The following is a 25018-nucleotide window of genomic DNA, read 5'->3' as shown; positions in this document are numbered from 1 at the left end:
TCAGTGATCCCGCTCCAGGAGCCCCGACTGTGCTATGAGGAAGCCGAGTTGGGCCCGGCTGCCGCTGCCGAGGGCGGAGGCCAGCTTCGCGATGTGGGCGCGGCAGGTGCGGACGTTCATACCCAGGCGGCGGGCGATGGCCTCGTCGACATGCCCCTCGATGAGGAGTTTGGCGATGGAGCGCTGGACAGGGGTGATGCCATTGGGGTCGACGTCGTTCGGAACATCCTCGGTCAGCGGGACCGCGCGCTGCCAGAGCTGTTCGAAGACCTTGCTGAGGTACATGACGAGTCCGGGGTGCCGGAGCTCGAGAGCGACCCGCCGGTCGTCGCTGGCCGGGATGAAGGCGACCGTGCGGTCGAAGATAATCAGGCGCTCGATGAGCTCTTCGAGTGTACGGACCTGGATCTTGCCGTCGGATATGTGCTCTATGTAGGCAAGTGTGCTCTGGCTGTGGCGGGCCGTGTGCTGGTACAGCGTGCGCATCCGGACCCCGCGGTCGGTGAGGGGCCTGTCGCGCTCCAGGGCCTGCATCAGGGTGTCGGCATGCCGGCCGCCGCCCGGCTGGACGGTGAGCATCTCGGTATGGCACTCGGCGGTGGCGTAGTTCAGCGCCGTGTTGATCCGGTCGAACCCTTCCAGCACCGTGATGGCGTGAATGCTCGCCTGACTCTGGGTGCTGATGGCGATGAACGGGTCGAAGGCGTCGGTCAGCTCGATCGTGTGGCGCCTGTGTTGCTGGATCTCGCGCTCCAGCGGGTGCAGTCGCTGCGCGAGCGCGACGGTGGGTGGAACCGGACGCAGCCAGTTCGCGTCGTCCGGATCAGGATGCAGCAGGGCGAATTCGAGCAGGCATGGAGCGGCTTCCACCTCCCCGCGAGTGATCTTTCCGGAGCGCAGAGCGCTGGCGTAAAGCCGCGCTCCTTCGGTGCACAACTCAGTGACAGCATGGGGATGTGTCGGGTTTGAGTTGTTTATTGTCATTTCTCCACCCCCCAGGGTCCTGAACGTGCAGGAACATGATGCATCGCTCCTGTGGCATTGACGTGCCTGAATGAGCCATCGTCTTGTCACGACGGGGGAGAAGATTCGATCAAGTGAGGACGAAGCCGACTATGCGCGCGAGATTGCTTGGTTCAGTACTTGCCGCTGTCTTCTCCGTTCCAGTGGCAGTTGGCGCTCTTGGCGGTGCAGGACAGGCCGACCCGCCGCCCGACAGCGGGTGGGACATCATCCAGGCGGCGGACCCGGTGACTCTGGCCGTTCCGGTGGACAGCGGCTGGGACTCCGCTCCGGTGGACGCAGAAGCATGACTACTCCTCCCGACGACCGCTCCTTCCGCCGAGAAATGGCCACCGCGTACCGCTCCGGCTGGCACTTCATCGATCTGGCCACTGCTGTCCCCCACAGCGGTGACTCATTGATGGTGACGGTGTTCGGGGAGCCGGTCGTGGTGACCCGGGACGATGACGACGACCTTCGGGCGTATCGGTGTCTGCGACGGCCTCGGGGGGCGCCGCAGCCGGTACGGTGCGCCATTCGGTACGGAATGATCTTTGTGAACCTCGACCAGCGCGACCACAGGCTGGACGAGCCGGAAGCCCCGGACGTACGAGCCATCTCAGCCACCCCCCGCAGTGCCTGACGCGATTCCCCCGTCGTTGTAAATCGCTCAGGCGCTTCCCCCGCAGCGGCGTCACCGTGACCTGAACACGGTGACGCCGCTGCAGTTTCCAGGCATATTTCAGGTCATCCACCGGTTTCCACAAGGGCTGAAACCAGCCTGGTACCTGACTGGTGTCCCACTGTGCGCCCACCGCGCACCAGTTTCGGTCACCCGTGCCCCAGTGCAGACGTCAGGGCGATCTCGACGACCACCCGGGACGGGTTGGGGGACGGGGTCCGGCCATAGCGCTCGGCGTACCGCCGCACCGCCTCCGCGACCCGCGCCGGATCCGTGGAGACCGTCGCGCGCCCCTCCAGCGTCGCCCACCGCCGCCCGTCCACCTGGCAGACCGCGACCGGGACGCCCTCGGGCCCGCCGGCCTGCACGTTCCGCACCTTCGTGCTGGACTTGTTCGCGATCACCCGAGCGAGACCGGCCTCCGGATCGTATGTAACCCCGACGGGCACCACATGCGGCGTGCCGTCGGGACGGAGGGTGGTCAGGGTGCACAGGTGACGTTCCCGCCAGAAACCTAGGTACGAGTCGTCGGGATCGTGCGGGTTCACGGGGTACGAGGCCATGGACCGGAACCTATCCGCTGACCCTCGCCCGCACCTTCTTGAGTGGAATAGACTCAACTTTGTGTACGTTGGTTGGGTCAGCCAACCTGGAGCACGAGGAGGAGAACGGACACGTGGACGCCGAGCTGACCAACAGGAGCCGGGACGCGATCAACGCGGCCAGCAACCGGGCCGTGACCGGGGGTCACGCCGACCTCACCCCCGCGCATCTGCTTCTCGCGCTCCTTGAGGGGCAGGAGAACGAGAACATCACCGACCTGCTGGCCGCCGTCGAGGCCGACCAGGCCGGCGTACGGACCGGCGCGGAGCGCGTACTGAGCGCGTTGCCCAGCGTGACGGGCTCCACCGTCGCCCCGCCCCAGCCCAACCGTGAGCTGCTCGCCGTCATCGCCGACGCCGCCGAGCGTGCCAAGGAGCTGGGCGACGAGTACCTCTCCACCGAGCACCTGCTCATGGGGATCGCGGCGAAGGGCGGCCAGAGCGGGGACGTACTCTCCCAGCAGGGAGCCAGTGCGAAAAAGCTGCTGGAGGCTTTCCAGAAGAGCAGGGGAGGGCGCCGGGTGACCACCCCGGATCCCGAGGGCCAGTACAAGGCACTCGAAAAGTTCGGTACGGACTTCACCGCGGCCGCGCGTGAGGGCAAGCTCGACCCCGTCATCGGCCGTGACCAGGAGATTCGCCGGGTCGTGCAGGTGCTCAGCCGCCGCACCAAGAACAACCCCGTCCTCATCGGCGAGCCCGGCGTCGGCAAGACCGCCGTCGTCGAGGGGCTCGCGCAGCGGATCGTCAAGGGCGATGTGCCCGAGTCGCTCAAGAACAAGCGGCTCGTCTCGCTCGACCTGGGCGCGATGGTGGCCGGCGCCAAGTACCGCGGTGAGTTCGAGGAGCGCCTGAAGACGGTGCTGGCCGAGATCAAGGACTCGGACGGCCAGATCATCACGTTCATCGACGAGCTGCACACCGTCGTGGGCGCGGGCGCCGGCGGCGACTCCTCCATGGACGCCGGCAACATGCTGAAGCCGATGCTCGCCCGCGGTGAGCTGCGCATGGTCGGGGCGACGACCCTGGACGAGTACCGCGAGCGGATCGAGAAGGACCCCGCCCTCGAACGCCGCTTCCAGCAGGTGCTGGTCGCCGAGCCGACCGTCGAGGACACCATCGCGATCCTGCGCGGACTCAAGGGCCGGTACGAGGCCCACCACAAGGTCGTCATCGCGGACAGCGCGCTCGTCGCCGCCGCGACCCTCTCCGACCGGTACATCACCTCCCGCTTCCTGCCCGACAAGGCCATCGACCTCGTCGACGAGTCCGCGTCCCGGCTGCGGATGGAGATCGACTCGTCCCCCGTCGAGATCGACGAACTCCAGCGTGCCGTTGACCGGTTGCGTATGGAGGAGCTCGCGCTCGACAAGGAGACCGACCCTGCCTCCAAGCAGCGCCTCGAAAAGCTCCGCCGCGACCTCGCCGACAAGGAGGAGGAGCTGCGCGGCCTCACCGCCCGCTGGGAGAAGGAGAAGCAGTCCCTCAACCGCGTCGGTGAGCTGAAGGAGAAGCTCGACGAACTGCGCGGCCAGGCCGAACGGGCCCAGCGCGACGGCGACTTCGACACCGCCTCCAAGCTGCTGTACGGCGAGATCCCCACCCTGGAAAGGGACTTGGAGGAAGCCTCCGAGGCCGAGGAGGAGGCCGCCAAGGGCACGATGGTGAAGGAGGAGGTCGGCCCGGACGACATCGCGGACGTGGTCGGCGCCTGGACCGGCATCCCCGCCGGCCGCCTCCTGGAGGGCGAGACCCAGAAACTCCTGCGCATGGAGGAGGAGTTGGGCCGCCGCCTCATCGGCCAGACCGAAGCCGTGCAGGCCGTCTCGGACGCCGTGCGCCGCACCCGCGCGGGCATCGCCGACCCGGACCGCCCGACCGGCTCGTTCCTCTTCCTCGGCCCGACCGGCGTCGGCAAGACCGAACTCGCCAAGGCCCTCGCGGACTTCCTCTTCGACGACGAGCGGGCCATGATCCGCATCGACATGTCGGAGTACGGGGAGAAGCACAGCGTGGCCCGGCTGGTCGGCGCGCCGCCCGGCTACGTCGGTTACGAGGAGGGCGGCCAGCTGACCGAGGCCGTCCGCCGCCGCCCGTACAGCGTCGTGCTCCTCGACGAGGTGGAGAAGGCGCACCCGGAGGTCTTCGACATCCTGCTCCAGGTGCTGGACGACGGCCGCCTGACGGACGGCCAGGGGCGGATGGTCGACTTCCGCAACACCATCCTGGTCCTCACCTCGAACCTCGGCAGCCAGTATCTGGTCGAGCCGCTGACGTCCGAGGAGGAGAAGAAGCAGCAGGTCCTGGAGGTCGTACGGGCTTCCTTCAAGCCGGAGTTCCTCAACCGGCTCGACGATCTGGTGGTCTTCTCCGCGCTGAACAAGTCCGAGCTGGAGCGGATCGCCAGACTCCAGGTCGACCGCCTCGCGAAGCGGCTCGCCGAGCGGCGGCTCACCCTGGAGGTCACCGACGCGGCGCTGGCCTGGCTCGCCGACGAGGGCAACGACCCGGCGTACGGGGCGAGGCCGTTGCGGCGGCTCGTCCAGACCGCCATCGGCGACCGGCTCGCCAAGGAGATCCTCTCCGGCGAGGTCAACGACGGCGACACGGTTCGCGTGGACGCGTTCGGCGAGGGCTTGATCGTGGGCCCCACGACGGCGGCCCCCTCCGGCAAGGAGTTGTAGGGAGGCAGGAGTTCGTCTGCGGGTGCGGGTGCGGGTGCGGGTGCGGGTGCGGGTGCGGGTCGGTGGGGTTGCCCTGGGTTTTCAGGGGTGGGGTTCCCCCGGGCTTTTCAGGGGCGCGGGGAACTGCGCGAGCAACCCCGACCGACCCGCACCCGTACAACGAGCCCCACCAACCCCACTCCACTCCACCCCACCCCTCAAGCCGGCGCAGCCACCCGCACCCCCACCCGCGTACGGGTGGCCACCAACTGCCCGTCCTGCGGATACGCATGCCAGGTGCGCCAATGCACCTGCCCCTCGTGTCGCTGCGCGAGCATCGCCGTGAAGGCGTGCGGGCTGCCGGGGAAGACCCCCGCCAGACCGTTCGGATGGTCGGCCACCAGCGCGAGCAACTCCTGTGCGCGCCCCGCGAACGAGCCCCGCGACAACGTCTCGACGCGCGCGGCGAACTCGTACTCCCAGTCGCCCACCCGCTTGGCGACGCCGAGCGGCAACGGTGTGCTGCTGCCCGGAATACAGGCGACGGTCTCCGAACAGCTGCCCCGCTCCTCCTCCAATAGCACCTGGTGGGACGCCCCGAGCAGTCTCAACTGGAGCTTCGAACCCGAGAGTTCGAGATCGAGTGTGGCGAGCGCGGGCAGCGGTTCGCGACCGAGGGCCCAGGCGAGATCGGCCGCACGCGTGTCGGTGTAGGCGGTGTTGAGGGTCGTGAGCATGGGTCGGCTCCGCTGCACGCAAAAGGGTGGGGTTGGTGTCTGTGAAGGGTGACGGTGAGTCGGTCCGTCGCACCCCGGTCGGCGCCGGGCGGGGATTGGGCCCGGGCGGCCAGGTCAGAAGGATGTTCCGGGGTCTGCGTCGGCGATTACGAGGGAATCATGAACGGCGCGTCCGCCACAGCGTTTTTACCCAACTTCGTAGGGTTTCCATCCCCCCGAGGGCTCCACAGCTCAACTGTTCAACCAAGAAGTGCGCCATTGGCTCACACGTGCGCCTTCACGCCCCCCGCTCTCTCAACGCCCCTCAACGTCCCTCAACGCTCCTCGACACCCGCCCGGCTCTCCTCACACGCCGAAGCGCCTCCCCGGCGGAGAATCCCGACACACGGCGACGGGCCGGCCGGGAGACGAGACCCGACACACGGCGAAGCGTCCGCCGGGAGACGACTCCCGACGGACGCTCGTGGTGCCGGACGGTCCGGACGCGGTTTCCTGTCCGGAGCTCAGCTGCCCCGTGTCAGCTGCCTCCGCCGCATCCGCCCCCACCGCCCCCGCCCCCGCAGGACGACCCGCCTCCGCAGGACGAGCCGCTGCTGCAGGAAGAACCCCCCGTCGAACAGCCGCCGCCCCCGCCCGAGCCCGAACCCGAGCCGCCGGCCCACCAGCTGTGCCTGGACCGGCGCGAACGCCTCCGGCTGCCGCTCGTCGCGGCGGACACGAGTCCAATGACGACCAGTACGACGAACACCGCCAGGATGATGCCTACGATCATGGCGCCACCCTCCTTCCGTTCCCCCGAAGCGGCCCCCCGTGGGCTCTGCTTCTCGCCTGTGCTTCTGTGTGTGTTTGTGCCTGTTCCTCTTGCTGCTTGCCAGCTGCTTGCTCGCTGCTCTGCTTGCTGATTTCCCGCGTGTGCTTCTTGTGTGAAGGGGGGATGCCCCCGCGCTTCACGGACCAAAGCAGAGTTGAGCAACTCCAGAGGTTGAGCGCAGGATGGCGGTCATGACCTCCAGTGCACGCCGCCCGCTCCTCAATCGCCGCCTCGCAGAGTTCGGCACGACGATCTTCGCCGAGATGTCGGCCCTGGCCCTGAGTACCGGCTCGATCAACCTCGGCCAGGGCTTCCCCGACACCGACGGCCCCGAGGAGATCCGCAAGGCTGCGGTGCGGGCGCTGCGCGACGGCCGGGGCAACCAGTACCCACCGGGCCCGGGCGTGCCCGAGCTGCGCACCGCGATCACCGCGCACCAGGAGCGCCGCTACGGCCTCGGCTTCGACCCGGACACCGAGGTCCTGGTCACGGCGGGTGCCACGGAGGCCATCGCCGCGGCCCTGCTGGCCCTGCTCGAACCGGGCGACGAGGTGATCGCCCTGGAGCCGTACTACGACTCGTACGCCGCCTGCATCGCGATGGCGGGCGGTACGCGCGTACCGGTCACCCTGCGCCCGCACGAGGAGACCCACGACGGGGTCGTGCACCGGCGCTTCCGGCTGGACCTGGACGAGCTGCGCGACGCGGTCACGGACAACACCCGGCTGCTGCTGATCAACACCCCGCACAACCCGACCGGCACGGTCCTCACCCGCGAGGAGCTCACCGCGATCGCCGAGCTGGCCGTCGAGCGGGACCTGCTGGTGATCACCGACGAGGTGTACGAGCACCTGGTCTTCGACGAGGCCGAGCACATCCCGCTCGCCACACTGCCCGGCATGCGCGGGCGCACGGTCACCATCGGGAGCGCGGGCAAGAGCTTCTCGTTCACCGGCTGGAAGGTCGGCTGGGTGACGGCCGCGCCCGACCTGGTGGCGGCGGTCCGCTCGGCCAAGCAGTTCCTGACGTACGTGGCCTCGGGGCCCTTCCAGTACGCGGTCGCCGAGGCGCTGGCGCTGCCCGACACGTACTTCGAGGCGTTCCGCGCGGACATGCGGGCCAAGCGGGACCTGCTCGGCGCGGGGCTCGCGGAGGCGGGCTTCACGGTGTTCAGGCCGGCCGGCACGTACTTCATCACCACCGACATCCGGCCGCTCGGCGAGAGCGACGGGTTCGCGTTCTGCCGCGCGCTCCCCGAGCGCGCGGGCGTGGTCGCCATCCCGAACGCCGTCTTCTACGACCACCGCGACGTCGGCGCGCCCTTCGTCCGCTTCGCCTTCTGCAAGCAGACGTCGGTCCTGGAGGAGGCGGTGAAGCGCCTCAAGACCCTCGCGGGCTGAAGCACTCGCGGAGAAGCGGGGGAATTCGTACGCGCCCGGCCGCGCGTTGCTCGCAAATGATACGAATTGCCAGCAATCTTCTGGTGTGACCCAAGTAAGGACCCTCGCGCCCCCGTCCCCCGCCGTCACGGAGTCCGCCACCGAGGGCCGTGCCCGTCCGCGTCCGTCCCCGGCGGCGGCGATGGGTACCGCCCTCGGGCTGTTCGCCGCAGCCCGGCTGCTGGGCGCCGCGGCGGTGGCCATGACCGCCTGGGCGACCGGCGGGCACCCGGTGCTCCTGCTCGGCCGGTCCTGGGACTCCATCTGGTATCTGCGGATCGCCGGCGACGGCTACGGGCGCAGCCTGCACTTCCGCCCCACCGTCGTCCACAGCGACCTGGCGTTCTTCCCGCTCTACCCGGGGCTGCTGCGGGCCGTCACCGAGCTGACCCCGCTCAGTGGCCCCGGCGCCGGCCTGCTGATCTCGTGGACGGCCGCCGCGGTCGCCGCCTGCGGGATCTACGCGATCGGCGCCCGGCTGCACGACCGAGCCGTCGCCACCACCCTGGTCCTCCTGTGGGGCCTGCTGCCGCACTCCGTCGTGCTCTCGATGGCGTACACGGAACCGGTCCTGACCGCCTTCGCCGCCTGGTCGCTGTACGCCGTCCTCACCGGCCGCTGGGTGTGGGCGGGCGCGCTGGCGGCCTGCGCGGGGCTGGCCCGGCCGAACGGCTTCGCCGTGGCGGCGGCCGTGCTCGCGGCGGCGGCGTACGAGATCTTCAGGCGGCGCGGAAAGGTTTCCCACAGGCTGTGGACGGGCGCGGCGCTCGCACCCCTCGGGTGGGCGGGGTTCTTCCTGTGGGTCGGGCGGCGCAAGGGCGATCTGCTCGGCGGGTACTTCGAGGTGCAGCGGCTGTGGGGCTCGCGCTTCGACTTCGGCCTCGGCGCACTGCGCTTCGTCAAGCATCTGCTGCTCCACGGCGACCGGCTGGTCTTCCCCATGTCGATGGTGATCGTGGCGGTGGGCCTGCTGCTGTACGGGCTGCTGATTGCCGACCGCGCGCCCCTGCCGCTGCTGGTCTACGCGGGCGCGCTGCTGCTCGTCGCGGTCGGCGGCGCCGGCTTCTTCGAGTGCAAGCCGCGGTTCCTGCTGCCGGCGTTCCCGCTGCTGCTGCCGCTGGCCTGCGCGCTCGTACGGACGGCGAGAGCCCGGCCATGGCACGCGACCCTGGTGGTCGGCGCCCTGGCCGGGCTCTCGTTCGCGTACGGGGCGTACCTCGTCGTGCTCGCCCACAAGCCGCTGTGAGCCGCCGCGCGGCCGTGGCCCGCGGGGCCCGTGCCCGAGTGAGTCCTACTCGTCCTCTTCGGGCTTGTCGGCCTCGTCGATCTCCTGCTCCAGGCCGAGCTGCTCGACGAGCCACTTGTCGAACTCGATGGCGGCCCGCACCCAGCTGACCGTGGACGACACGAAGTGCTCCAGGCTGACGCCCGTGCCGATCAGCATCTGCGCCTCGCCGATCAGGCGGACGGTGCCGTCGTCGTGCGTGTGGCTGTAGACCTTCGGCCACAGCGTGCGCCGGTTCCAGTCGTCGATCGACTCGAGGAGCTGGGGCTTCTCCTCGATCTGGTGCGGCCGGTCGTAGAACGTCCGCACCGAGAAGACCTGCTGGTCGCCTTCACCGCGGAACATGAAATACGTGCGGAACTGCTCCCACGGCGCCGCGAGGTCACCCTCGTCGTCGACGACATACTTCAGCTCCATTTGGTCCAGGAGCTGCTTCACAAGGTCCTGATCAGGGACGACGGGGCCCGCCGGTCCGCCGGGGTTCGGCTCGGGCTGGCCCCCGAAGTTCGGAATCGAGGACGGGTCGATAGACATTCGGTGGGTACTCCTGAGGATTGCACGTGGTTACCTGACTTCGACCCTAGCCCTGATCGGCGTTCAGTAGTCCTTTGGCCCCAGGAGAATCGGACAGAGCCGCAGGGCAAGCCCCGTAAGGGGCGCGGGACTGTGACATTTGCGGCTCCGCCGCGATGGGGGTCCCCCCGGTCGAGCGAAGCCGAGAGTGGGGGAGCGACCAGCCCCCGCTGACCCGCACCCGACAAACCGGACCGCGCACAACCACCCCGTTCACGGCCCGTACGCGCCCTGGCCAAAGTATGCGTTCAGGCCCGAGTTTCCACACGTGTGGGTGACAGGACGCAGTTGTTCGGTGACGTACCGTTCGCTGGGTGATCGAGCCGCACGCCCCCGCCCAGCCCGGCACGGCCACGGACCGACCGGGCACGGCCAAGGCCCCGCCGCCCCGGAGCGGCCAGGGCCCGGCGCGTCTGCCGGTCAGCACGGCCACCGGCCGGTTCCTCGTCCTCGCGGGCGTCTTCATCTGCGCTGCCTGCGGACTCGTGTACGAACTCGAACTCGTCGCCCTCGCCTCGTACCTGATCGGCGACTCGGTCACCCAGGCCTCCGTCGTCCTGTCCGTGATGGTCTTCGCGATGGGCCTCGGCTCGCTGGTCGCGAAGCGCCTGCGCTGCCGCGCCGCGGCCGGTTTCGGCGCCGTCGAGGCACTGCTCGCGCTCGTCGGCGGCTGCAGCGCGATGGCCCTGTACGCCGTCTTCGCCTGGACCGGCGACTGGGGCGGCGCCTGGGAGGGCGGCTCCAGTTACGTCCTCGTCGCCTTCTCCCTGGCCATCGGACTGCTCATCGGCGCCGAGGTCCCCCTGCTGATGGAGCTGATCCAGCGCATCCGCAGACAGGACGCGGGCGGCGCGGTAGCGGACCTGTTCGCCGCGGATTATGTGGGCGCGCTGGTCGGCGGTCTGGCCTTTCCCTTCCTTCTCCTGCCCCTGCTCGGCCAGTTGACCGCGACGCTGGTCACCGGAACCGTCAACGCCATCGCGGGCGGCGCCCTCGTCCTCGGCCTGTTCCGGCAGGACCTGAGCCGGCGCGCCCGCTGGCTGCTGGTCGTCGCCAACCTCGTCGTGCTCGCACTCCTCGCCTCGGCCGCCGTCCTCGTGGACGACTTCGAACGGGCCGCGCGGCACGCGGTCTACGGCAAGGACGTACGCGTGGCGATGCACACCGACGTCCAGGAGGTCGTCCTCACCGGCGGCACGGACGGCCGTCCCCTCGACCTCTACCTCGACGGCCGCCTGCGGGTCAGCGGCAGCGACGAACGCCGCTACCACGCGGCCCTCGTCCACCCCGCGATGAACGGCCCGCACGCGCGCGTGCTCGTCCTGGGCGGCGGCGACGGCCTCGCCGTGCGCGAGGTGCTGCGGCACGACGGCGTACGGCAGGTCGACGTCGTCGAACTCGACACCCGGCTCGTGGAGCTGGCCCGCACCGACCGCGCGCTGTCCGAGCTGAACGGACACGTCTACGGGGACCGGAGGGTGCGGGTGGTCGCCGCGGACGCCTTCGGCTGGCTGCGCCGGGCCCCGCGGGGCGCGTACGACGTCGTGGTCTCCGATCTGCCCGACCCCGGGATCACGTCCAGTACGAAGCTGTACTCGCAGGAGTTCTACGGGCTCGCGCGGGGCGTCCTCGCGGACGGCGGGCGGCTCGCCGTGCACGCGGGGCCCGTGGCGTCGAGGCCGCGGGCCTTCTGGACGGTCGACGCGACGGTACGGGCGGCCGGCCTGCGGACCGTCCCGTACGCCGTGGCCGGACGCGACCCGGCGGCGGCGAGCCGGTCCCGGGCCCCGCACGACTGGGGGTTCGTCCTCGCGTCCCGCGCCCGGCCGCAGCTGCGTACACCGCCGGGCACACCGTACGTACCGTCCCTGCGGGCCGACGCGCGGGCGGCCGAACGCACCCGGCTCACCGGCCTGCCACCGTCCACGCTGGTGCATCCGAGGTACGCGGACTGACTCCGACCGAGTCGCTCTGCCCGCGGATCCGGGGGAATCCCCTCATACAGAGGTGCGGTACGGGCGGTGCTGGGTAGGCTCGGCCGACATGGAGCATGAGGTGTTCGTTCCGGTTCCCGTCGAGTCGCTGCGCGAGGCTCTCGCCGATCCCGCGCGGGTGGCCCGGGCCGTCCCCGGGCTCCAGCAGGACGCGGGAACACCGCCCGTCTCCGGCCGCCTGAAGGTACGCGTCGGCGGGCACGCCATCACGTATCGCGGGGCGCTCACCGTCACCCCGCAGGACGACGGCACGTACGCCGTCGAGGCCGACGCCACGGAGGCCCGCGGCAGCGGCACGGTGAAGCTCGCCCTCACGTTGTCGCTGCGCTCCCGCGAGGGCGACCCGAGTGGCTCGACCGTCACCTTCACCGGCACGGCATCGGCCGACGGCCGCGTCACGGAACTCCCGCCGGACGCGGTGACCTCGGCGACGACGCGTCTGCTGAGCCGGTTCGCGGAGGGGTTGGCGGTGCCGGACGCGGCTGCGGGTGCGGGTGCGGCTGCCTCCGGCGGCGAGTCGAGGAGGCCGGAGACGGCCTCTGAGCCCGAGGGGGCCACCCCCGCACCCGAGGAGTCCACTCCCGCACCCGAGTCGGCGGCCTCCGAGCCCGAAGCGGCCCCGGAACCCTCGCCGGCCGAGGAGCCTTCGCCCGCCGAGCAGACCCCTGCCGCCGAGGAGACCTCCTCCATCCATGAGGCCGAGGTTCCGCCTCCCTCTCTCGAACCGTTCGCCGAGGAGGACTTCGAGGGCGGCTTCGAGGACGACGCCGTCCCGGAGTCGGGCACCCCCGCCGAGGCGGCGCACGCCCGGCGCACGATGATCGGCCGCAGCGCGGAGGAGGTGGACCACGCGCCTCCACGGGGTCGCTACGCCCCCGTGCCCGCCCCCGAGGCCGCAGGCCCCAGCGCGGCCCTCCGCTGGGCGGCCCCCGCAGCGGCCCTCCTCCTGGCCTCAGCGGTAGTACTGGGCAGAGCCCTCCGCAAACGCCGGTAGACCTCCAGGCGCGGGCAAGCCGAGGGCACCCGCGCAGTTCCCCGCGCCCCTAAAGACACCGCCCACCCCCACCCACCCAGGGGCGCGAGGAACCGCGCACTCACCCGAAACGGACCCGCACCCAACACCCCCCCGCTCACCCCCACCCACCCAGGGGCGCGAGGAACCGCGCACTCAGCCCCCACCAACCCGCACCCAACACACCAGCCCCCACCAACCCGCAGCCAAGCCACGACCCAAGTCCCCCCAACCCAGCGGAGCGCGGGGCGCTAGGGTTCCCGCGTGAGTAACGAAGACATCACGCTGACCGCGGCCGACGCGGAGGTGACCGTCCAGCCCGGCAACGGCGGACGAATCGGCGGACTGAAGGTCGACGGAGTCGAACTGCTCCGCCAGGGCCAGAAGTTCGGCTGCTTCCCGATGGTCCCCTGGTGCGGCCGCACCAGGGACGGCCGCTTCCTGAACGGCGCCACCCCCCACCAGCTCCCCCTCAACTCCCCACCCCACGCCATCCACGGCACCGCCCGGGACGCCGCCTGGCACACGGCCCGCAGGAGCGAGAACGAGGCCGTGATCACGTACGACCTCGTCGACCCCTGGCCGTACACGGGCCGTGTCACCCAGGTCGTCGCGCTGACCGCGGACACCCTGACGCTGACCATGTCGGTGGAGACGTACGACGACTCCTTCCCGGCGCAGATCGGCTGGCACCCCTGGTTCAACCGCAACCTGGGCAGCGGCGAGGACGTGCGGGTCGACTTCACCGCCGCCTGGCAGGAGGAGCGCGGCGACGACCACCTGCCCACCGGCCGCCGTATCGATCCGAAGCCCGGCCCCTGGGACGACTGTTTCGGGATGCCGGACGGAGTCGACGTCACCCTCACCTGGCCCGGGCGGCTGGAGCTGAACGTCGCGAGCCACGAGCACTGGGTCGTCGTGTACGACGAGCAGGAGGCCGCCGTCTGCGTGGAGCCGCAGACCGGGCCGCCCAACGGGCTCAACACCCTGCCCCGCCTGGTCACCCCCATCGATCCCCTCGAAGCCACGACCACCTGGACGTGGCGGCGCCTCTAAGCTGACCCGCATGAGTGACGTACGCGGCGAGCTGCTGCAGCAGATCAAGGACAAGGCCGTGGTGCACGGCAAGGTGACCCTCTCCTCGGGCCTGGAGGCGGACTACTACGTCGACCTGCGGCGGGTCACGCTGGACGGCGAGGCCGCCCCGCTGGTCGGCCAGGTGCTCCTCGACCTGACCGCGGACCTCGAATTCGACGCGGTCGGCGGCCTCACCATGGGCGCCGACCCGGTGGCCGGCGCCATGCTGCACGCAGCCGCCGCGCGAGGCCGCCGCCTCGACGCCTTCGTCGTGCGCAAGGCGGCCAAGGAGCACGGCATGCAGCGACGCGTGGAGGGCCCGGACATCGCGGGCCGCCGCGTGGTCGTCGTCGAGGACACCTCCACCACCGGCGGCTCCCCGCTCACCGCGGTGGAGGCCGTGCGCGAGGCCGGCGCCGAGGTCGTCGCCGTCGCGACCATCGTCGACCGCGCCACCGGTGCCGGCGAGAAGATCGAGAAGGGCGCGGGCGTCCCGTACCTCTTCGCGTACTCGAAGGACGAACTGGGCCTGGACTGACCCCGGTTCCGAGCCTGGGTCCGATCCCCCCTCTCCTCCCTGGTCCGAGCCCACGCCGGGAGTTGTCCACAGGCTGGGCACGGGGGCCGGAGCATCCGGGCAAGTCTGGAAAGATGGGGCCGACGATGACGTCACCCCCTAGGTCAGGGCCGTAAGCAGCAGAACGCCACCCGCACATACACAAGGAGCGGACAGATGCCGATCGCAACCCCCGAGGTCTACAACGAGATGCTCGACCGGGCGAAGGCAGGCAAGTTCGCCTACCCGGCCATCAACGTGACCTCGTCCCAGACCCTGCACGCTGCGCTGCGCGGCTTCGCGGAGGCAGAGAGCGACGGCATCATCCAGATCTCCACCGGTGGTGCGGAGTTCCTGGGCGGCCAGTACAACAAGGACATGGTGACCGGTTCGGTCGCCCTGGCCGAGTTCGCGCACATCGTCGCCAAGAAGTACGACATCACGGTCGCCCTGCACACGGACCACTGCCCCAAGGACAAGCTCGACGGGTACGTACGTCCGCTGATCGCGGTCTCCGAGGAGCGCGTCGCCCGTGGCGAGAACCCCCTCTTCCAGTCCCACATGTGGGACGGCTCCGCGGAGACGCTGGCCGACAACCTGGCCATCGGCCAGGAGCTGCTCGCCCGCGCCGCCGCCGCGAAGATCATCCTTGAGGTCGAGATCACCCCGACCGGCGGCGAGGAGGACGGTGTCTCGCACGAGATCAACGACTCCCTCTACACGACGGTCGACGACGCCATCCGTACGGCCGAGGCCCTGGGCCTCGGCGAGAAGGGCCGCTACCTGCTGGCCGCGTCCTTCGGCAACGTGCACGGCGTCTACAAGCCGGGCAACGTCGTCCTGCGTCCCGAGCTGCTCAAGGAGCTGAACGAGGGCGTCGCCGCCAAGTACGGCAAGCCGTCCCCGTTCGACTTCGTCTTCCACGGCGGCTCCGGCTCCACGGCCGAGGAGATCGCCACCGCGCTGGAGAACGGCGTCGTGAAGATGAACCTGGACACGGACACGCAGTACGCGTTCACGCGCCCGGTCGCGGACCACATGTTCCGCAACTACGACGGCGTCCTGAAGGTCGACGGCGAGGTCGGCAACAAGAAGACGTACGACCCCCGCACCTGGGGCAAGCTCGCCGAGGCGTCGATGGCCGCCCGCGTCACGGAGGCCTGCGCCAACCTGCGCTCGACGGGCACGAAGATCAAGTAGCACCCATGTAGTACTCCGGTGGAGACGGTTAGTGCTCCAGTGGTGACGGCGGGGCCCGGTTTCCCTTTGAGGGGCCGGGCCTTTCCATATGTCCGTGCGCTCCGGTGTCCGTATGCTCCGGTGTATGGCTGCCCCGCCCAAGGAGTCCCCGGCCGTCAGAATGTCGTCCCCCGCCGGGAAGTGGATCCTGCTGACGACCGTGCTCGGGTCGAGCATGGCGATGTTGGACTCGACCGTCGTGAACGTCGCGCTGCCGACGATCGGCCGCGATCTCGACTCGGACCTGGCGGGCCTCCAGTGGACCGTCAACGCGTACATGCTGACCCTCGCGGGCCTGATTCTGCTGGGCGGAGCCCTCGGCGACCGCTTCGGGCGGCGGAAGGTGTTCGTCGTCGGGGTGGTGTGGTTCGCGGCGGCGTCGCTGCTCTGCGGGCTCGCCCCCAGCGCGGGCGTCCTCGTCGCGGCCCGAGCGCTGCAGGGCATCGGCGGTGCGCTGCTCACGCCCGGTTCGCTCGCGCTGATCCAGGCGTCGTTCCACCCGGACGACCGGGCCAGGGCCGTCGGCCTGTGGTCCGGCTTCGGCGGTATCGGCGCGGCGGTCGGCCCGTTCCTGGGCGGCTGGCTGGTGGACGGCCCCGGCTGGCGCTGGGTGTTCCTCCTCAACGTCCCGCTCGCGCTGCTCTGCGCCCCGATCGCCCTGCGCCACGTACCGGAGTCGAAGGACGACCGGATCCACGGGCGCGGCTTCGACGTGCTCGGCGCCGCCCTCGGCGCGCTGGCGCTGGCCCTGGTGACGTACGCCCTCATCGAGGCGTCCGCCGGATCAGGGCTCGTCGTCGCCGTGACGGCGGTCGCGGGGGTCGCGGCGGGCGTCGCCTTCGTGGCCGTGGAGCGGCGGCGGGCGGACCCGATGATGCCGCTCGACATCTTCGCGTCCCGCCAGTTCACGGCGGTCAACGTCGTCACCCTGTGCGTGTACGCGGCCTTCAGCGGCTTCTTCTTCCTCTCCGCGCTCCAGCTCCAGGTCGTGGCCGGGTACTCGGCCCTGGGCGCCGGTACTGCCCTGCTGCCGACGACGGTCCTGATGCTGTTCCTGTCGGCCCGCTCCGGCGAGCTCGCCCAGCGCATCGGCCCGCGCATCCCGCTCACGGTGGGCCCGCTGCTGTGCGCGACGGGGATGCTGCTGATGCTGAGGGTGGGCACCGACGCCTCGTACGCGTTCGACGTGCTGCCCGCCATCCTGGTGCTGGGCCTCGGCATGGTGACGCTGGTCGCACCCCTCACCGCGACCGTGCTCGCCTCCGTGGACGTCGGCCGGGCGGGCCTGGCCAGCGGCATCAACAACGCGGCGGCCCGCGCGGCAGGACTCGTCGCCGTCGCCGCGCTGCCGCTGCTCGCCGGGATGGGCGAGGAGGCGTACCGGTCGGCGGACGCCTTCAACGACGCGTTCCGGCGGGCGATGCCCCTGTGCGCGGGCATCCTGGTCGTGGGCGCGGTGATCGCCTACGCGACCGTACGGAAGCCCCCGCCGGGCTGTCTGCGCCCGGAATGCCTCACGCACGGCAGTGTCACGGCGCCGCCGCTGGAGCCGAACCAGTCGCGCGGACGGCTGGAGTAGTCGGCCGGAGTAGCCGGCTGGAGCGGGCGGCTGGAGTAGCCGGCCGGAGTAGTCGGCCGGAGCAGGCGGCCGGAGTAATCGGCCGGAGCGGGCGGCTGGAGTGGCCGGCTGGAGTGGCCGGCGGCGCGTTCGCCGGGGGAGTAAAGCGCGCCCGCGGTGCTCGCGCGGGCGTCACGGGCAGGCAAACTGGAACCCATGGCCATTCACGAGAACCTCTTCGGGGGACCGCCCCCGACCCACCTGCCCGACGACCCGGAGCCGCGCGAGCTCCTGGCGAACGACACACCCCCCGCCGACGTCGCCGCCAAGTACCCCACCTCCTCGCTCGCCTGGGCCCAGCTGGCCGACGAGGCGTACGAGCGAGGCAGCGTCGTCGAGTCGTACGCGTACGCCCGTACCGGCTACCACCGCGGTCTGGACTCCCTGCGGCGCAACGGCTGGAAGGGCCATGGCCCGGTGCCCTGGGAGCACGAGCCGAACCGCGGCTTCCTGCGCGCCCTGCACGGCCTCGCCCGCGCCGCGCAGGCGATCGGCGAGCAGGAGGAGTACGAGCGCTGCGCGCAGTTCCTGAAGGACTCCTCCCCGGCGGCGGCCCAGACCCTCGGCTGAGCCGGACTGTTGTTTGTGCAGGTCCGCCTGGTGTGACCAGGCGGACCTTGCGGATTCGGGGCACGATTGTGGAGGATGCCCGTGGGGACCGGGGCCACCGTGTCGAACTCGGCAGGGGCGGACCGCTACCCGGAGTACACAACAGGAGACAGCGATGTCCCACCAGGCTCAGCCCCAAGAGGCTTCGGAGCCCGAGACCCCGCATCTCGACTTCCAGGGCACGACCCCGTACGAGGACTACGTCCAGGCGGACGTCCTCACCCACCTCCAGCACACCCTCTCCGACGATCCCGGAGAGATGGTCTTCCTGGTGACCACCCAGGTCATGGAGCTGTGGTTCACCGTCATCGTCCACGAGTGGGAGACCGCGGCGAAGGCGCTGCGCGAGGACCGGGTGCCGGTCGCGGTGGCGGCCCTGAAGCGGTCGGTACGGGAACTGGAGGCGCTGAACGCCTCCTGGAAGCCCCTCGGCCAGCTCACTCCGGCCCAGTTCAACTCGTACCGCAGCGCCCTCGGCGAGGGTTCCGGCTTCCAGTCGGCCATGTACCGCCGTATGGAGTTCCTGCTCGGCGAGAAGTCCTCGTCCATGCTCGTACCGCACCGGGGCGCGCCCCGCGTGCACGCCGAGCTGGAGAAGGCCCTGCACGAACCCAGCCTGTACGACGAGGTGTTGAGGCTGCTCGCACGGCGAGGCCACGCGATTCCTGCGTCGGTGGTCGACCGTGACGTGTCCCTCCGCTACGACCCGTCGCCCGAGGTCGAGACCGTCTGGACCGACCTGTACGCGGGCGACGAGAGTGCCGAACTCGCCCGGCTGGGCGAGGCGTTGACCGATGTCGCCGAGCTGGTGTGGCGCTGGCGCAACGACCACCTGGTGGCCACGCGGCGCGCCATGGGCGCGAAGACGGGCACGGGCGGCTCCGCCGGGGTGGCCTGGCTGGAGAAGCGGGCCCGGAAGAACGTGTTCCCCGAGCTGTGGACGGCGCGGTCCCATGTCTGAGCCCGAGATGCGGCCGAAGGCCGAAAAACTGGACGCGGCGGACGAACTGGCGGGGATGCGAGCCCAGTTCGTACTTGACGACACGGTGTACCTGGACGGGAACTCGCTGGGCGCGCTGCCGCGCTCGGTCCCCGGCCGCGTCGAGGACGTCGTACGCCGTCAGTGGGGTTCACTGCGGATCCGCTCCTGGGACGAGAGCGGCTGGTGGACCGCACCGGAACGGATCGGCGACCGGATCGCTCCACTGGTGGGCGCGGCGCCGGGCCAGATCGTGGTCGGCGACTCCACAAGTGTCAACGTTTTCAAGGCGGTTGTGGGGGCGGTACGGCTGGCGGCCGAGAAAGGTGACGGCGAAGGGCACGCTGGTCGGCCGGGGCCGGGCGGCCGGGACGAGGTGCTGGTGGACGCGACGACGTTCCCCACGGACGGCTACATCGCGGCCTCCGCAGCGCGCCTCACGGGCTGCACGCTGCGCCCGGTGACGCCGGACGAGGTGCCGGGCGCCCTGAGCGAGCGCACGGCGGCGGTACTGCTGAACCACGTCGACTACCGCACGGGCCGCCTGCACGACCTGCCGTCCCTGACGGCATCGATCCAAGCGGCGGGCGCCATTTCCATCTGGGACCTGTGCCACAGCGCGGGCGCCCTGCCGGTGGGCCTCGACGAACACGGCGTGGACCTGGCGGTCGGCTGCACCTACAAGTACCTGAACGGCGGCCCGGGTTCACCGGCGTACCTCTACGTCCGAGAGGCCCACCAACCGCGCTTCGACTCACCCCTGCCCGGCTGGAACTCCCACGCCGACCCCTTCGGCATGACCCCGGACTACACCCCGGCCCCCGGCGCCCTCCGAGGCCGCGTCGGCACCCCCGACATCCTCTCCATGCTCGCCCTGGAGGCGGCCCTGGAGGTCTGGGACGACGTATCGATCGACGCCGTCCGCACCAAGTCCCTCGCCCTGACGGACTTCTTCCTGGAATGCGTCGAGTCGTACGTCCCCGGGGGCGAGGTCGAGTCGCTGACCCCCTCCCCCCACACGCAACGCGGCAGCCAGGTGGCCCTCCGCTGCCCCGACGCGGGCAACGTCATGCGCCGCCTGATCGACAGGGACGTCATCGGCGACTTCCGCGAACCGGACGTACTGCGCTTCGGCTTCACGCCGCTATACGTGGGGTTCGGGGATGTGGAGAGGGCGGCTCGGGTTTTGGGGGAGATGTTTTAGCGGGGTTGGGGGGTGGGGTTGAGCTTTCGGTTGGTCCGGGGCTGGGTTCTCGGCTGGTTGGGGTTCGAGCTTCCGGCTGAGCCGGGGCGTGAGCTTTCAACTGGTCCGGGGCGTGAGCTTTCAGCTGGGCTGGCGCTTGATCTTTTAGCCTGTCCGGCGTTTGAGGACGAGGCCGTTCAGGCCGATTCCCTACCCACCCCCATCAGCCCCGCCCACCCACTCAGCCCGTCCGGCGTTTGAGGACGAGCGCGTTCAGCGCGATACCGGGGGCCTGGGGGCGGAGCCCCCAGAAAGGGACGGGAATGGGTAGGGGCGGCGGGGGCGAAAAAAACCGAGGTCGCCCCCCCGGCACGGTTCAGTCCTCCACAACAAACACCCCGGCCCGCGCAGCGGCAACCGCGGCCTCCGCCGCCCGATCGGCCGCGGCCACACCGGGAGCCACCCCCGTCGTGAGCAACGTGTAGTAGAGGGGCGCCGAGACAGCCCGTACGACCTCGGACGCATCCGTCCCCACCGGCAACTCCCCCCGACCAACCCCCTGCTCAACACAAGGAGCCCACTCGGCAACCCGCACCTCATAAAACCGCCGCAACGCCTCCGCCGTACGCGCATCCCCCGTAGCCGCAGCAATCACCGCCCGAAACAACGCCCCCTGCCGAGGATCGGCCAACGTCCCCCGAACAAGCCGCGCATTGGCCCGAAGATCACCAAGCACACCCCCCGTCTCGGTACGCGGCAACGACTCCTCGGCCATCTCGACCAACAGATCCGCAACGAGCCCCGTCACGCTCCCCCACCGCCGGTACACCGTGGTCTTGCCCACCTCGGCCCGCCGCGCGACATCCGCCAGATCGAGATGCGCGAACCCCTGCTCGGCGAGCACGTCCCCGGCGGCCCGCAGCACGGCGGCCCGCACCCGCGCGGTACGCCCCCCGGGACGAACGGTGCCGGGCTCAGCGGACATGACGGGCTCCTTCAAGTACGTACGGCGGCTTCACGGACCACGACGGCCACGGCCACGGCCGGAGGCGTTCGGCGGAGACGCGCGGGCGTTTCGTGGAGGCACGAGGCCCATCACGAGCGTAACGAAACAATAGAACCATTTGCCCCTCACCGAGGGTCACAGCCGCGTGTTGAGGCACGTCACCGGCCTGATACCGTCCCGCCAACGGTCCGCCCGCCGGAGCGTGTTGACAGGCGGGCCGCGCAGGTGAACACACACCGCACCGCTGAGAGGTTGGAGCATGCCGGACGACGCCCGCGACGCCGCGGAGGAGGAGTCGGCCTTCTCGCATCCGCCCGTCGACCCCGACACCACCGCCGCGTACGGCGACCACCCCGACCAGGTCGTCGACTTCTACGCGCCGCGAGGGGGCGAGGAACGCGCCCCGCTCGTCGTGGTCCTGCACGGCGGCGCCTGGCGGGCACCGTACGACCGCCGGCACATCACGCCGTTCGCGGACTTCCTGGCGAGGCGGGGCTTCGCCGTGGCCAACGTCGAGTACCGGCGCGGCGGCACGATCCCGGCGCAGGGCGGCTCCGGACCCGTCGCGGGACGCTGGCCGGACACGTTCGACGACGTGGCGGCGGCACTCGACGCGATGCCGGCACTCGTACGCGCGGCCCTCCCGCAGGCCGACCCGCGCCGCATGGTGGTCACCGGGCACTCGGCGGGCGGCCAGCTGGCCCTCTGGGCGGCGGCCCGTCACCTGCTCCCGGCCGACGCACCGTGGCACACGGACCGCCCCGCCCCACTCCGAGGCGTCGTCGCATTCGCCCCGATCGCCGACTTCACGGTCGCGGAGAAACTGGACGTCTGCTCCGGCGCGGCCCGCCAACTCCTGGGCGGAGAGGCCAAGTTCGGCGAACGCCAGCCGTACGCCGACCCGGCCCTGCTCCTCCCGACGGGCATCGCCACGACCCTGGTCCAGGGCCGCGAGGACGTCGTAGTACCGCAGGCGGTCGCCGAGGCATACGCGGACGCGGCGGCCAAGGCCGGCGAGGTGGTCGGCCTGACGCTCCTGGAGGACGTGGGCCACTTCCCCCTGATCGACCCGGCGGCGGACGCCTGCGCGGTGGTGGCGGAGGAAATCGCCCAACTGGCTTGGTAGGACAGGGCGAAGCCGGCCCTGCCAGGGGCTGCCAAACGCCGGGTGCGGTGCGGGTGCTGGCGCCGAAGCGGGGCCGGTACCGGAGCCGAGCTCCGTGCCGGAGCGGCGCCCGTGCCGGGGTGGCGCCGAGCCGGTACCAAGGCTGAACCGTTGCCGGAGCCGAGCCCGTGCCGGCGTTGAGCCCACACCGGGGTGGCGCCCGCGCAGGAGCGGACCCATGCCGGGGTGGCGCCCGCGCCGGAATGGAGCCGCTGCCCGCGGAGCAAAGGCGCCCCGGTGATACCCGTAATACCGGAGAGCTACCTCGCAGGTGAGCTCCCAGGCGGGACGCCGACCACAAGCCCAGATCCGTAACTTCCTTCTCAGTTGAGCCCGATGGACGGGCGAACCGAGACGGGGGGCACGCGGATGGGGCTACGGGGGAGGGCTGCGGCGCGACCGGATCGATCGGCCCGGCCGAGCCATACAGACCGGCCGGTTCAGGCAGACCACCCGGGTCAGCCAGGCCAGGCAGACCGGTCGGTTCAGCCGAGCCAACCGGTTCAGCCGAGCCAACCGGTTCAGCCAGGCCAGTCAGGCCAACCGGGCCGGCCAGGCCATCCGGTTGAGCCAAGCCATCCCACCAAACACCCCCGATGGCCCCGCGCCCGCCGAGGCCTGCTCGCCGCCCTGATCACAGGCGCCCTCGTCGCCCCTATCTCCGCCGCGGCCAGCCACCCGGAGATACCGGCACCCGCCCCGGCCCACACCGGCACGCTGACCCCCACCACGCTGGACAGCGCCTACGCGGCGAACCGGGCGAACGCCGCCGAGGCCGCGCGGATGGCCGCGGCCCACGGCGACCGCAGCCGTGCGGCGGCCGTCCGCTCCATGGCGGACCCGTCGCGCCGCTTCCTCACCTTCGACGCCCGCGGCTCCGGCCGAGCCGCCGAGGTCTTCGGCGACCTGGCGAACGCCGACCACGTGGCGGTCCTCGTACCCGGCTCCGACACGAGCCTGGACACGTACGACCGCTTCCGCGCCGGCGCCCTCGCCCTGCACCAGCGACTCGGCCGGCAACTCGGCCCACGCGCCGCGGTGATCGCCTGGCTCGGCTACGAGACGCCCGGCACGATCAGCCCCGACGTCCTCACCACGGGCCTGGCCAAGGAGGCGGCACCCGAACTCCGTGAATTCATAGGCGAGTTGAGGCAGGTGAACGGGCGCGCCCGACTCACCCTGCTCTGCCACTCGTACGGGACAGTCGTGGGCGCCCGCGCCGCAAGCGGACTCGACATCTCGGACCTGGTGCTCATAGGCAGCCCCGGCACAGGCGTGGACTCGGCCGCCGGCCTGCACACGAAGGCACGCGTCTGGGCCGGCCGAGGCGGCGACGACTGGATCGCGGACGTCCCGCACACCAGGGCCGACCTCTTCGGCACGACGGTCGGCTTCGGCACCGACCCCGTGTCCCCGGCGTTCGGCGCCCGCGTCTTCGCGGCGGGCGACGGCGGCCACAGCGACTACCTCAAGCCGGGCTCGGTGTCCTTGGACAACATCGCCCGGATCGTGCTCGGCGAGACACCGGAGATGACCCATGGGTGACGTGGATGAGGTGATACGCCGACTGCGCCGCGGCACCGAGCGGATCGACGCGGCGACACCGGCCGACCGGGACCGTTCCGTCGACGCCCTGCGCGCCTTCGCGATACTCGGCGTCGTGCTCGGCCACTGGCTCGTCACGGCCCTGGTCGCGGACGGCGGCAGGCTGCGCACGTCGAGCCCGCTGGCGCCCATGCCCTGGCTGGCGCCCATCTCGTGGGTCTTCCAGACGCTAGCCGTGTTCTTCCTGGTGGGCGGACACGTGGCGACGAAGAGCTACGCCTCGGCGCGGTCGCGCGGTACGACGTACCGACGTTGGCTCGGTACGCGCCTGTCCCGCCTCTTCAAGCCGGTGGCGGCAGTCCTCGGGCTGTGGACCGTGGCCACGGCCGGCCTGCTCGTGACGGGCGCGGACCTGAAGACGGTCCACGCGCTGCTGAAGCTGGTCCTGTCCCCTCTCTGGTTCCTGCTGGTCTTCGCCGCGCTGACGGCGGTGACGCCACTGGTGACCCGGGTCAACCCGTTGTGGCCGCTGGCCGTCGTTCTCCATGTGGACCTCATCCGCTTCGGGTTCGGCGGCCCGGCCTGGCTGGGCTGGGTCAATGTGGCGGCGGGCTGGCTCGTGCCGTACACGCTGGGCGCGGCCTGGACGCGGGGCGAGCTGAGCCGGCGTTCGGGCTGGGTGCTGCTCGCGGGCGGTGCGGCGGTGACCGCCGGGCTCGTGGCGTGGGGCGGCTATCCGGCGTCGATGGTCGGCGTCCCCGGCGCCTCGGTCTCCAACCTCAATCCGCCTACCCTGGCCGTGGTCACCTTCGGCCTGGCCCAGTGCGGTCTGGCGCTGCTGCTGCGCGAGCGTCTGCGCCGGGCGATGCGCCGGCCGGTGCTCTGGGCCTGGGTCGCCTTCGTCAACCTCTCCGCGATGACGATCTTCCTGTGGCACCAGACGGCACTGATGTCGGTCACCGCGACGGGCCTCCTCGCGGGCCGGCTCCCGGGCCTGCACACCACCCCGGACGACCTCGCGTGGGTGGCGTTCCGACTGGCCTGGCTCCCGGTCTTCGCCCTGGCCCTGGCCGTGTGCTGGGCGGCCTTTCGTTCCTACGAGCAGGGGCACCGCCGCCAGGGCCGTCGTACCCGCACCCGTACCCGCACCCGCACCAATGGACCGTCACGAGTCGTCCGCACCCACCGCGTCGCCGTGGAAGCGGTGGAAGCGAACGAGGCCCGGCGTGCCTAGGGTTGAC

The 25018-nt window shown here is 71.0% G+C and carries 21 protein-coding genes; 16 read left to right on the top strand and 5 right to left on the bottom strand.

Translation table 11 applies throughout. The features are described 5' to 3' along the window. The gene (locus tag ACN20J_RS23220; protein WP_361893279.1) at positions 1-984 is read right to left on the bottom strand and encodes a helix-turn-helix transcriptional regulator; all 984 of its coding nucleotides are present in this window, start codon (positions 982-984) and stop codon (positions 1-3) included. A 325-nt stretch (positions 985-1309) separates the two neighbouring features. On the opposite strand from ACN20J_RS23220, the gene ACN20J_RS23215 reads away from it, so the two are divergent. Then, on the top strand, positions 1310-1645 hold the full coding sequence (locus ACN20J_RS23215; RefSeq protein WP_143640154.1) for a hypothetical protein: 336 nt from the start codon (positions 1310-1312) through the stop codon (positions 1643-1645). A gap of 188 nt (positions 1646-1833) precedes the next feature. Here the strand turns inward: ACN20J_RS23215 and ACN20J_RS23210 are convergent, their stop codons facing one another. Next, positions 1834-2247, bottom strand: a complete 414-nt coding sequence (locus ACN20J_RS23210) for a pyridoxamine 5'-phosphate oxidase family protein (RefSeq protein ID WP_189843294.1) — start codon at positions 2245-2247, stop codon at positions 1834-1836. A gap of 113 nt (positions 2248-2360) precedes the next feature. Here ACN20J_RS23210 and clpB point away from each other — a divergent pair, with 113 nt between their 5' ends. Then, positions 2361-4970, top strand: coding sequence for an ATP-dependent chaperone ClpB (clpB, locus tag ACN20J_RS23205; protein WP_419668935.1), 2610 nt, complete (start codon positions 2361-2363; stop codon positions 4968-4970). Positions 4971-5167: 197 nt separating this feature from the next. Here the strand turns inward: clpB and ACN20J_RS23200 are convergent, their stop codons facing one another. Continuing rightward, the gene (locus ACN20J_RS23200; RefSeq protein ID WP_189843293.1) at positions 5168-5686 is read right to left on the bottom strand and encodes a DUF2617 family protein; all 519 of its coding nucleotides are present in this window, start codon (positions 5684-5686) and stop codon (positions 5168-5170) included. 993 nt (positions 5687-6679) lie between these two features. On the opposite strand from ACN20J_RS23200, the gene ACN20J_RS23195 reads away from it, so the two are divergent. Next, positions 6680-7897 carry a pyridoxal phosphate-dependent aminotransferase gene (locus ACN20J_RS23195; RefSeq protein WP_419666677.1) on the top strand — a complete coding sequence of 406 codons (1218 nt, stop codon included), beginning with the start codon at positions 6680-6682 and terminating at the stop codon, positions 7895-7897. 85 nt (positions 7898-7982) lie between these two features. After that, on the top strand, positions 7983-9182 hold the full coding sequence (locus ACN20J_RS23190; protein WP_372505481.1) for a hypothetical protein: 1200 nt from the start codon (positions 7983-7985) through the stop codon (positions 9180-9182). Positions 9183-9227: 45 nt separating this feature from the next. On the opposite strand, the gene ACN20J_RS23185 is transcribed toward ACN20J_RS23190, so the two are convergent. Continuing rightward, complete coding sequence (locus ACN20J_RS23185) at positions 9228-9755, bottom strand: YbjN domain-containing protein (protein WP_189843291.1); 528 nt, start codon at positions 9753-9755, stop codon at positions 9228-9230. Between the two features lie 353 nt (positions 9756-10108). Here ACN20J_RS23185 and ACN20J_RS23180 point away from each other — a divergent pair, with 353 nt between their 5' ends. From ACN20J_RS23180 to kynU, 9 genes are all read left to right on the top strand, one after another. Further along, positions 10109-11749 carry a polyamine aminopropyltransferase gene (locus ACN20J_RS23180; RefSeq protein WP_190230545.1) on the top strand — a complete coding sequence of 547 codons (1641 nt, stop codon included), beginning with the start codon at positions 10109-10111 and terminating at the stop codon, positions 11747-11749. An 88-nt stretch (positions 11750-11837) separates the two neighbouring features. Continuing rightward, positions 11838-12782 (top strand): carbon monoxide dehydrogenase, encoded by a 945-nt coding sequence (locus ACN20J_RS23175; protein ID WP_419666676.1) that lies wholly within the window; start codon positions 11838-11840, stop codon positions 12780-12782. 282 nt (positions 12783-13064) lie between these two features. Further along, positions 13065-13856: an aldose 1-epimerase gene (locus ACN20J_RS23170; protein ID WP_190230547.1), complete on the top strand. Its 792-nt coding sequence runs from the start codon at positions 13065-13067 to the stop codon at positions 13854-13856. A 10-nt stretch (positions 13857-13866) separates the two neighbouring features. Continuing rightward, positions 13867-14415 (top strand): orotate phosphoribosyltransferase, encoded by a 549-nt coding sequence (gene pyrE, locus ACN20J_RS23165; protein ID WP_189843287.1) that lies wholly within the window; start codon positions 13867-13869, stop codon positions 14413-14415. A gap of 195 nt (positions 14416-14610) precedes the next feature. Further along, a complete protein-coding gene (fbaA, locus tag ACN20J_RS23160; protein ID WP_189843286.1) occupies positions 14611-15633 on the top strand; it encodes a class II fructose-bisphosphate aldolase in 1023 nt (340 codons plus the stop codon). Positions 15634-15757: 124 nt separating this feature from the next. After that, complete coding sequence (locus tag ACN20J_RS23155) at positions 15758-17251, top strand: MFS transporter (protein ID WP_189843285.1); 1494 nt, start codon at positions 15758-15760, stop codon at positions 17249-17251. 195 nt (positions 17252-17446) lie between these two features. Next, on the top strand, positions 17447-17860 hold the full coding sequence (locus ACN20J_RS23150) for a DUF3151 domain-containing protein (RefSeq protein WP_189843284.1): 414 nt from the start codon (positions 17447-17449) through the stop codon (positions 17858-17860). Between the two features lie 154 nt (positions 17861-18014). Continuing rightward, positions 18015-18860: a tryptophan 2,3-dioxygenase family protein gene (locus tag ACN20J_RS23145; RefSeq protein ID WP_190230548.1), complete on the top strand. Its 846-nt coding sequence runs from the start codon at positions 18015-18017 to the stop codon at positions 18858-18860. Further along, positions 18853-20082 carry a kynureninase gene (gene kynU / locus ACN20J_RS23140; protein WP_190230549.1) on the top strand — a complete coding sequence of 410 codons (1230 nt, stop codon included), beginning with the start codon at positions 18853-18855 and terminating at the stop codon, positions 20080-20082. The genes ACN20J_RS23145 and kynU overlap by 8 nt, the downstream gene beginning before the upstream one ends. A gap of 355 nt (positions 20083-20437) precedes the next feature. On the opposite strand, the gene ACN20J_RS23135 is transcribed toward kynU, so the two are convergent. Next, positions 20438-21046 (bottom strand): TetR/AcrR family transcriptional regulator, encoded by a 609-nt coding sequence (locus tag ACN20J_RS23135; RefSeq protein ID WP_419666675.1) that lies wholly within the window; start codon positions 21044-21046, stop codon positions 20438-20440. Between the two features lie 280 nt (positions 21047-21326). Here ACN20J_RS23135 and ACN20J_RS23130 point away from each other — a divergent pair, with 280 nt between their 5' ends. The 3 genes from ACN20J_RS23130 (at position 21327) to ACN20J_RS23120 (ending at position 25011) form a co-directional block, all read left to right on the top strand. Continuing rightward, entirely contained in the window at positions 21327-22193 is an 867-nt protein-coding gene (locus tag ACN20J_RS23130; protein ID WP_419666674.1) for an alpha/beta hydrolase, read from the top strand. Between the two features lie 657 nt (positions 22194-22850). After that, on the top strand, positions 22851-23777 hold the full coding sequence (locus tag ACN20J_RS23125) for an alpha/beta hydrolase (RefSeq protein WP_419668934.1): 927 nt from the start codon (positions 22851-22853) through the stop codon (positions 23775-23777). Further along, positions 23770-25011, top strand: coding sequence for an acyltransferase family protein (locus ACN20J_RS23120; RefSeq protein WP_419666673.1), 1242 nt, complete (start codon positions 23770-23772; stop codon positions 25009-25011). Before ACN20J_RS23125 ends, ACN20J_RS23120 begins: the two co-directional genes overlap by 8 nt. Positions 25012-25018: the final 7 nt, after the last annotated feature.

Source organism: Streptomyces sp. 2-1 (genome assembly GCF_048564895.1).
Classification (GTDB): domain Bacteria; phylum Actinomycetota; class Actinomycetes; order Streptomycetales; family Streptomycetaceae; genus Streptomyces; species Streptomyces phaeochromogenes.
Note: the sequence above shows the minus strand (reverse complement) of the source record. Positions and strands in the feature narration are given on the sequence as shown.

Bases quoted from the DNA above. Each gene is read 5' to 3' on its own strand.
- ACN20J_RS23220 (WP_361893279.1), bottom strand. From the start codon at position 984: ATGACAATAAACAACTCAAACCCGACACATCCCCATGCTGTCACTGAG.
- ACN20J_RS23215 (WP_143640154.1), top strand. From the start codon at position 1,310: ATGACTACTCCTCCCGACGACCGCTCCTTCCGCCGAGAAATGGCCACC.
- ACN20J_RS23210 (WP_189843294.1), bottom strand. From the start codon at position 2,247: ATGGCCTCGTACCCCGTGAACCCGCACGATCCCGACGACTCGTACCTA.
- ACN20J_RS23200 (WP_189843293.1), bottom strand. From the start codon at position 5,686: ATGCTCACGACCCTCAACACCGCCTACACCGACACGCGTGCGGCCGAT.
- ACN20J_RS23195 (WP_419666677.1), top strand. From the start codon at position 6,680: ATGGCGGTCATGACCTCCAGTGCACGCCGCCCGCTCCTCAATCGCCGC.
- ACN20J_RS23185 (WP_189843291.1), bottom strand. From the start codon at position 9,755: ATGTCTATCGACCCGTCCTCGATTCCGAACTTCGGGGGCCAGCCCGAG.
- ACN20J_RS23175 (WP_419666676.1), top strand. From the start codon at position 11,838: ATGGAGCATGAGGTGTTCGTTCCGGTTCCCGTCGAGTCGCTGCGCGAG.
- pyrE (WP_189843287.1), top strand. From the start codon at position 13,867: ATGAGTGACGTACGCGGCGAGCTGCTGCAGCAGATCAAGGACAAGGCC.
- fbaA (WP_189843286.1), top strand. From the start codon at position 14,611: ATGCCGATCGCAACCCCCGAGGTCTACAACGAGATGCTCGACCGGGCG.
- ACN20J_RS23155 (WP_189843285.1), top strand. From the start codon at position 15,758: ATGGCTGCCCCGCCCAAGGAGTCCCCGGCCGTCAGAATGTCGTCCCCC.
- ACN20J_RS23150 (WP_189843284.1), top strand. From the start codon at position 17,447: ATGGCCATTCACGAGAACCTCTTCGGGGGACCGCCCCCGACCCACCTG.
- ACN20J_RS23145 (WP_190230548.1), top strand. From the start codon at position 18,015: ATGTCCCACCAGGCTCAGCCCCAAGAGGCTTCGGAGCCCGAGACCCCG.
- kynU (WP_190230549.1), top strand. From the start codon at position 18,853: ATGTCTGAGCCCGAGATGCGGCCGAAGGCCGAAAAACTGGACGCGGCG.
- ACN20J_RS23135 (WP_419666675.1), bottom strand. From the start codon at position 21,046: ATGTCCGCTGAGCCCGGCACCGTTCGTCCCGGGGGGCGTACCGCGCGG.
- ACN20J_RS23130 (WP_419666674.1), top strand. From the start codon at position 21,327: ATGCCGGACGACGCCCGCGACGCCGCGGAGGAGGAGTCGGCCTTCTCG.
- ACN20J_RS23120 (WP_419666673.1), top strand. From the start codon at position 23,770: ATGGGTGACGTGGATGAGGTGATACGCCGACTGCGCCGCGGCACCGAG.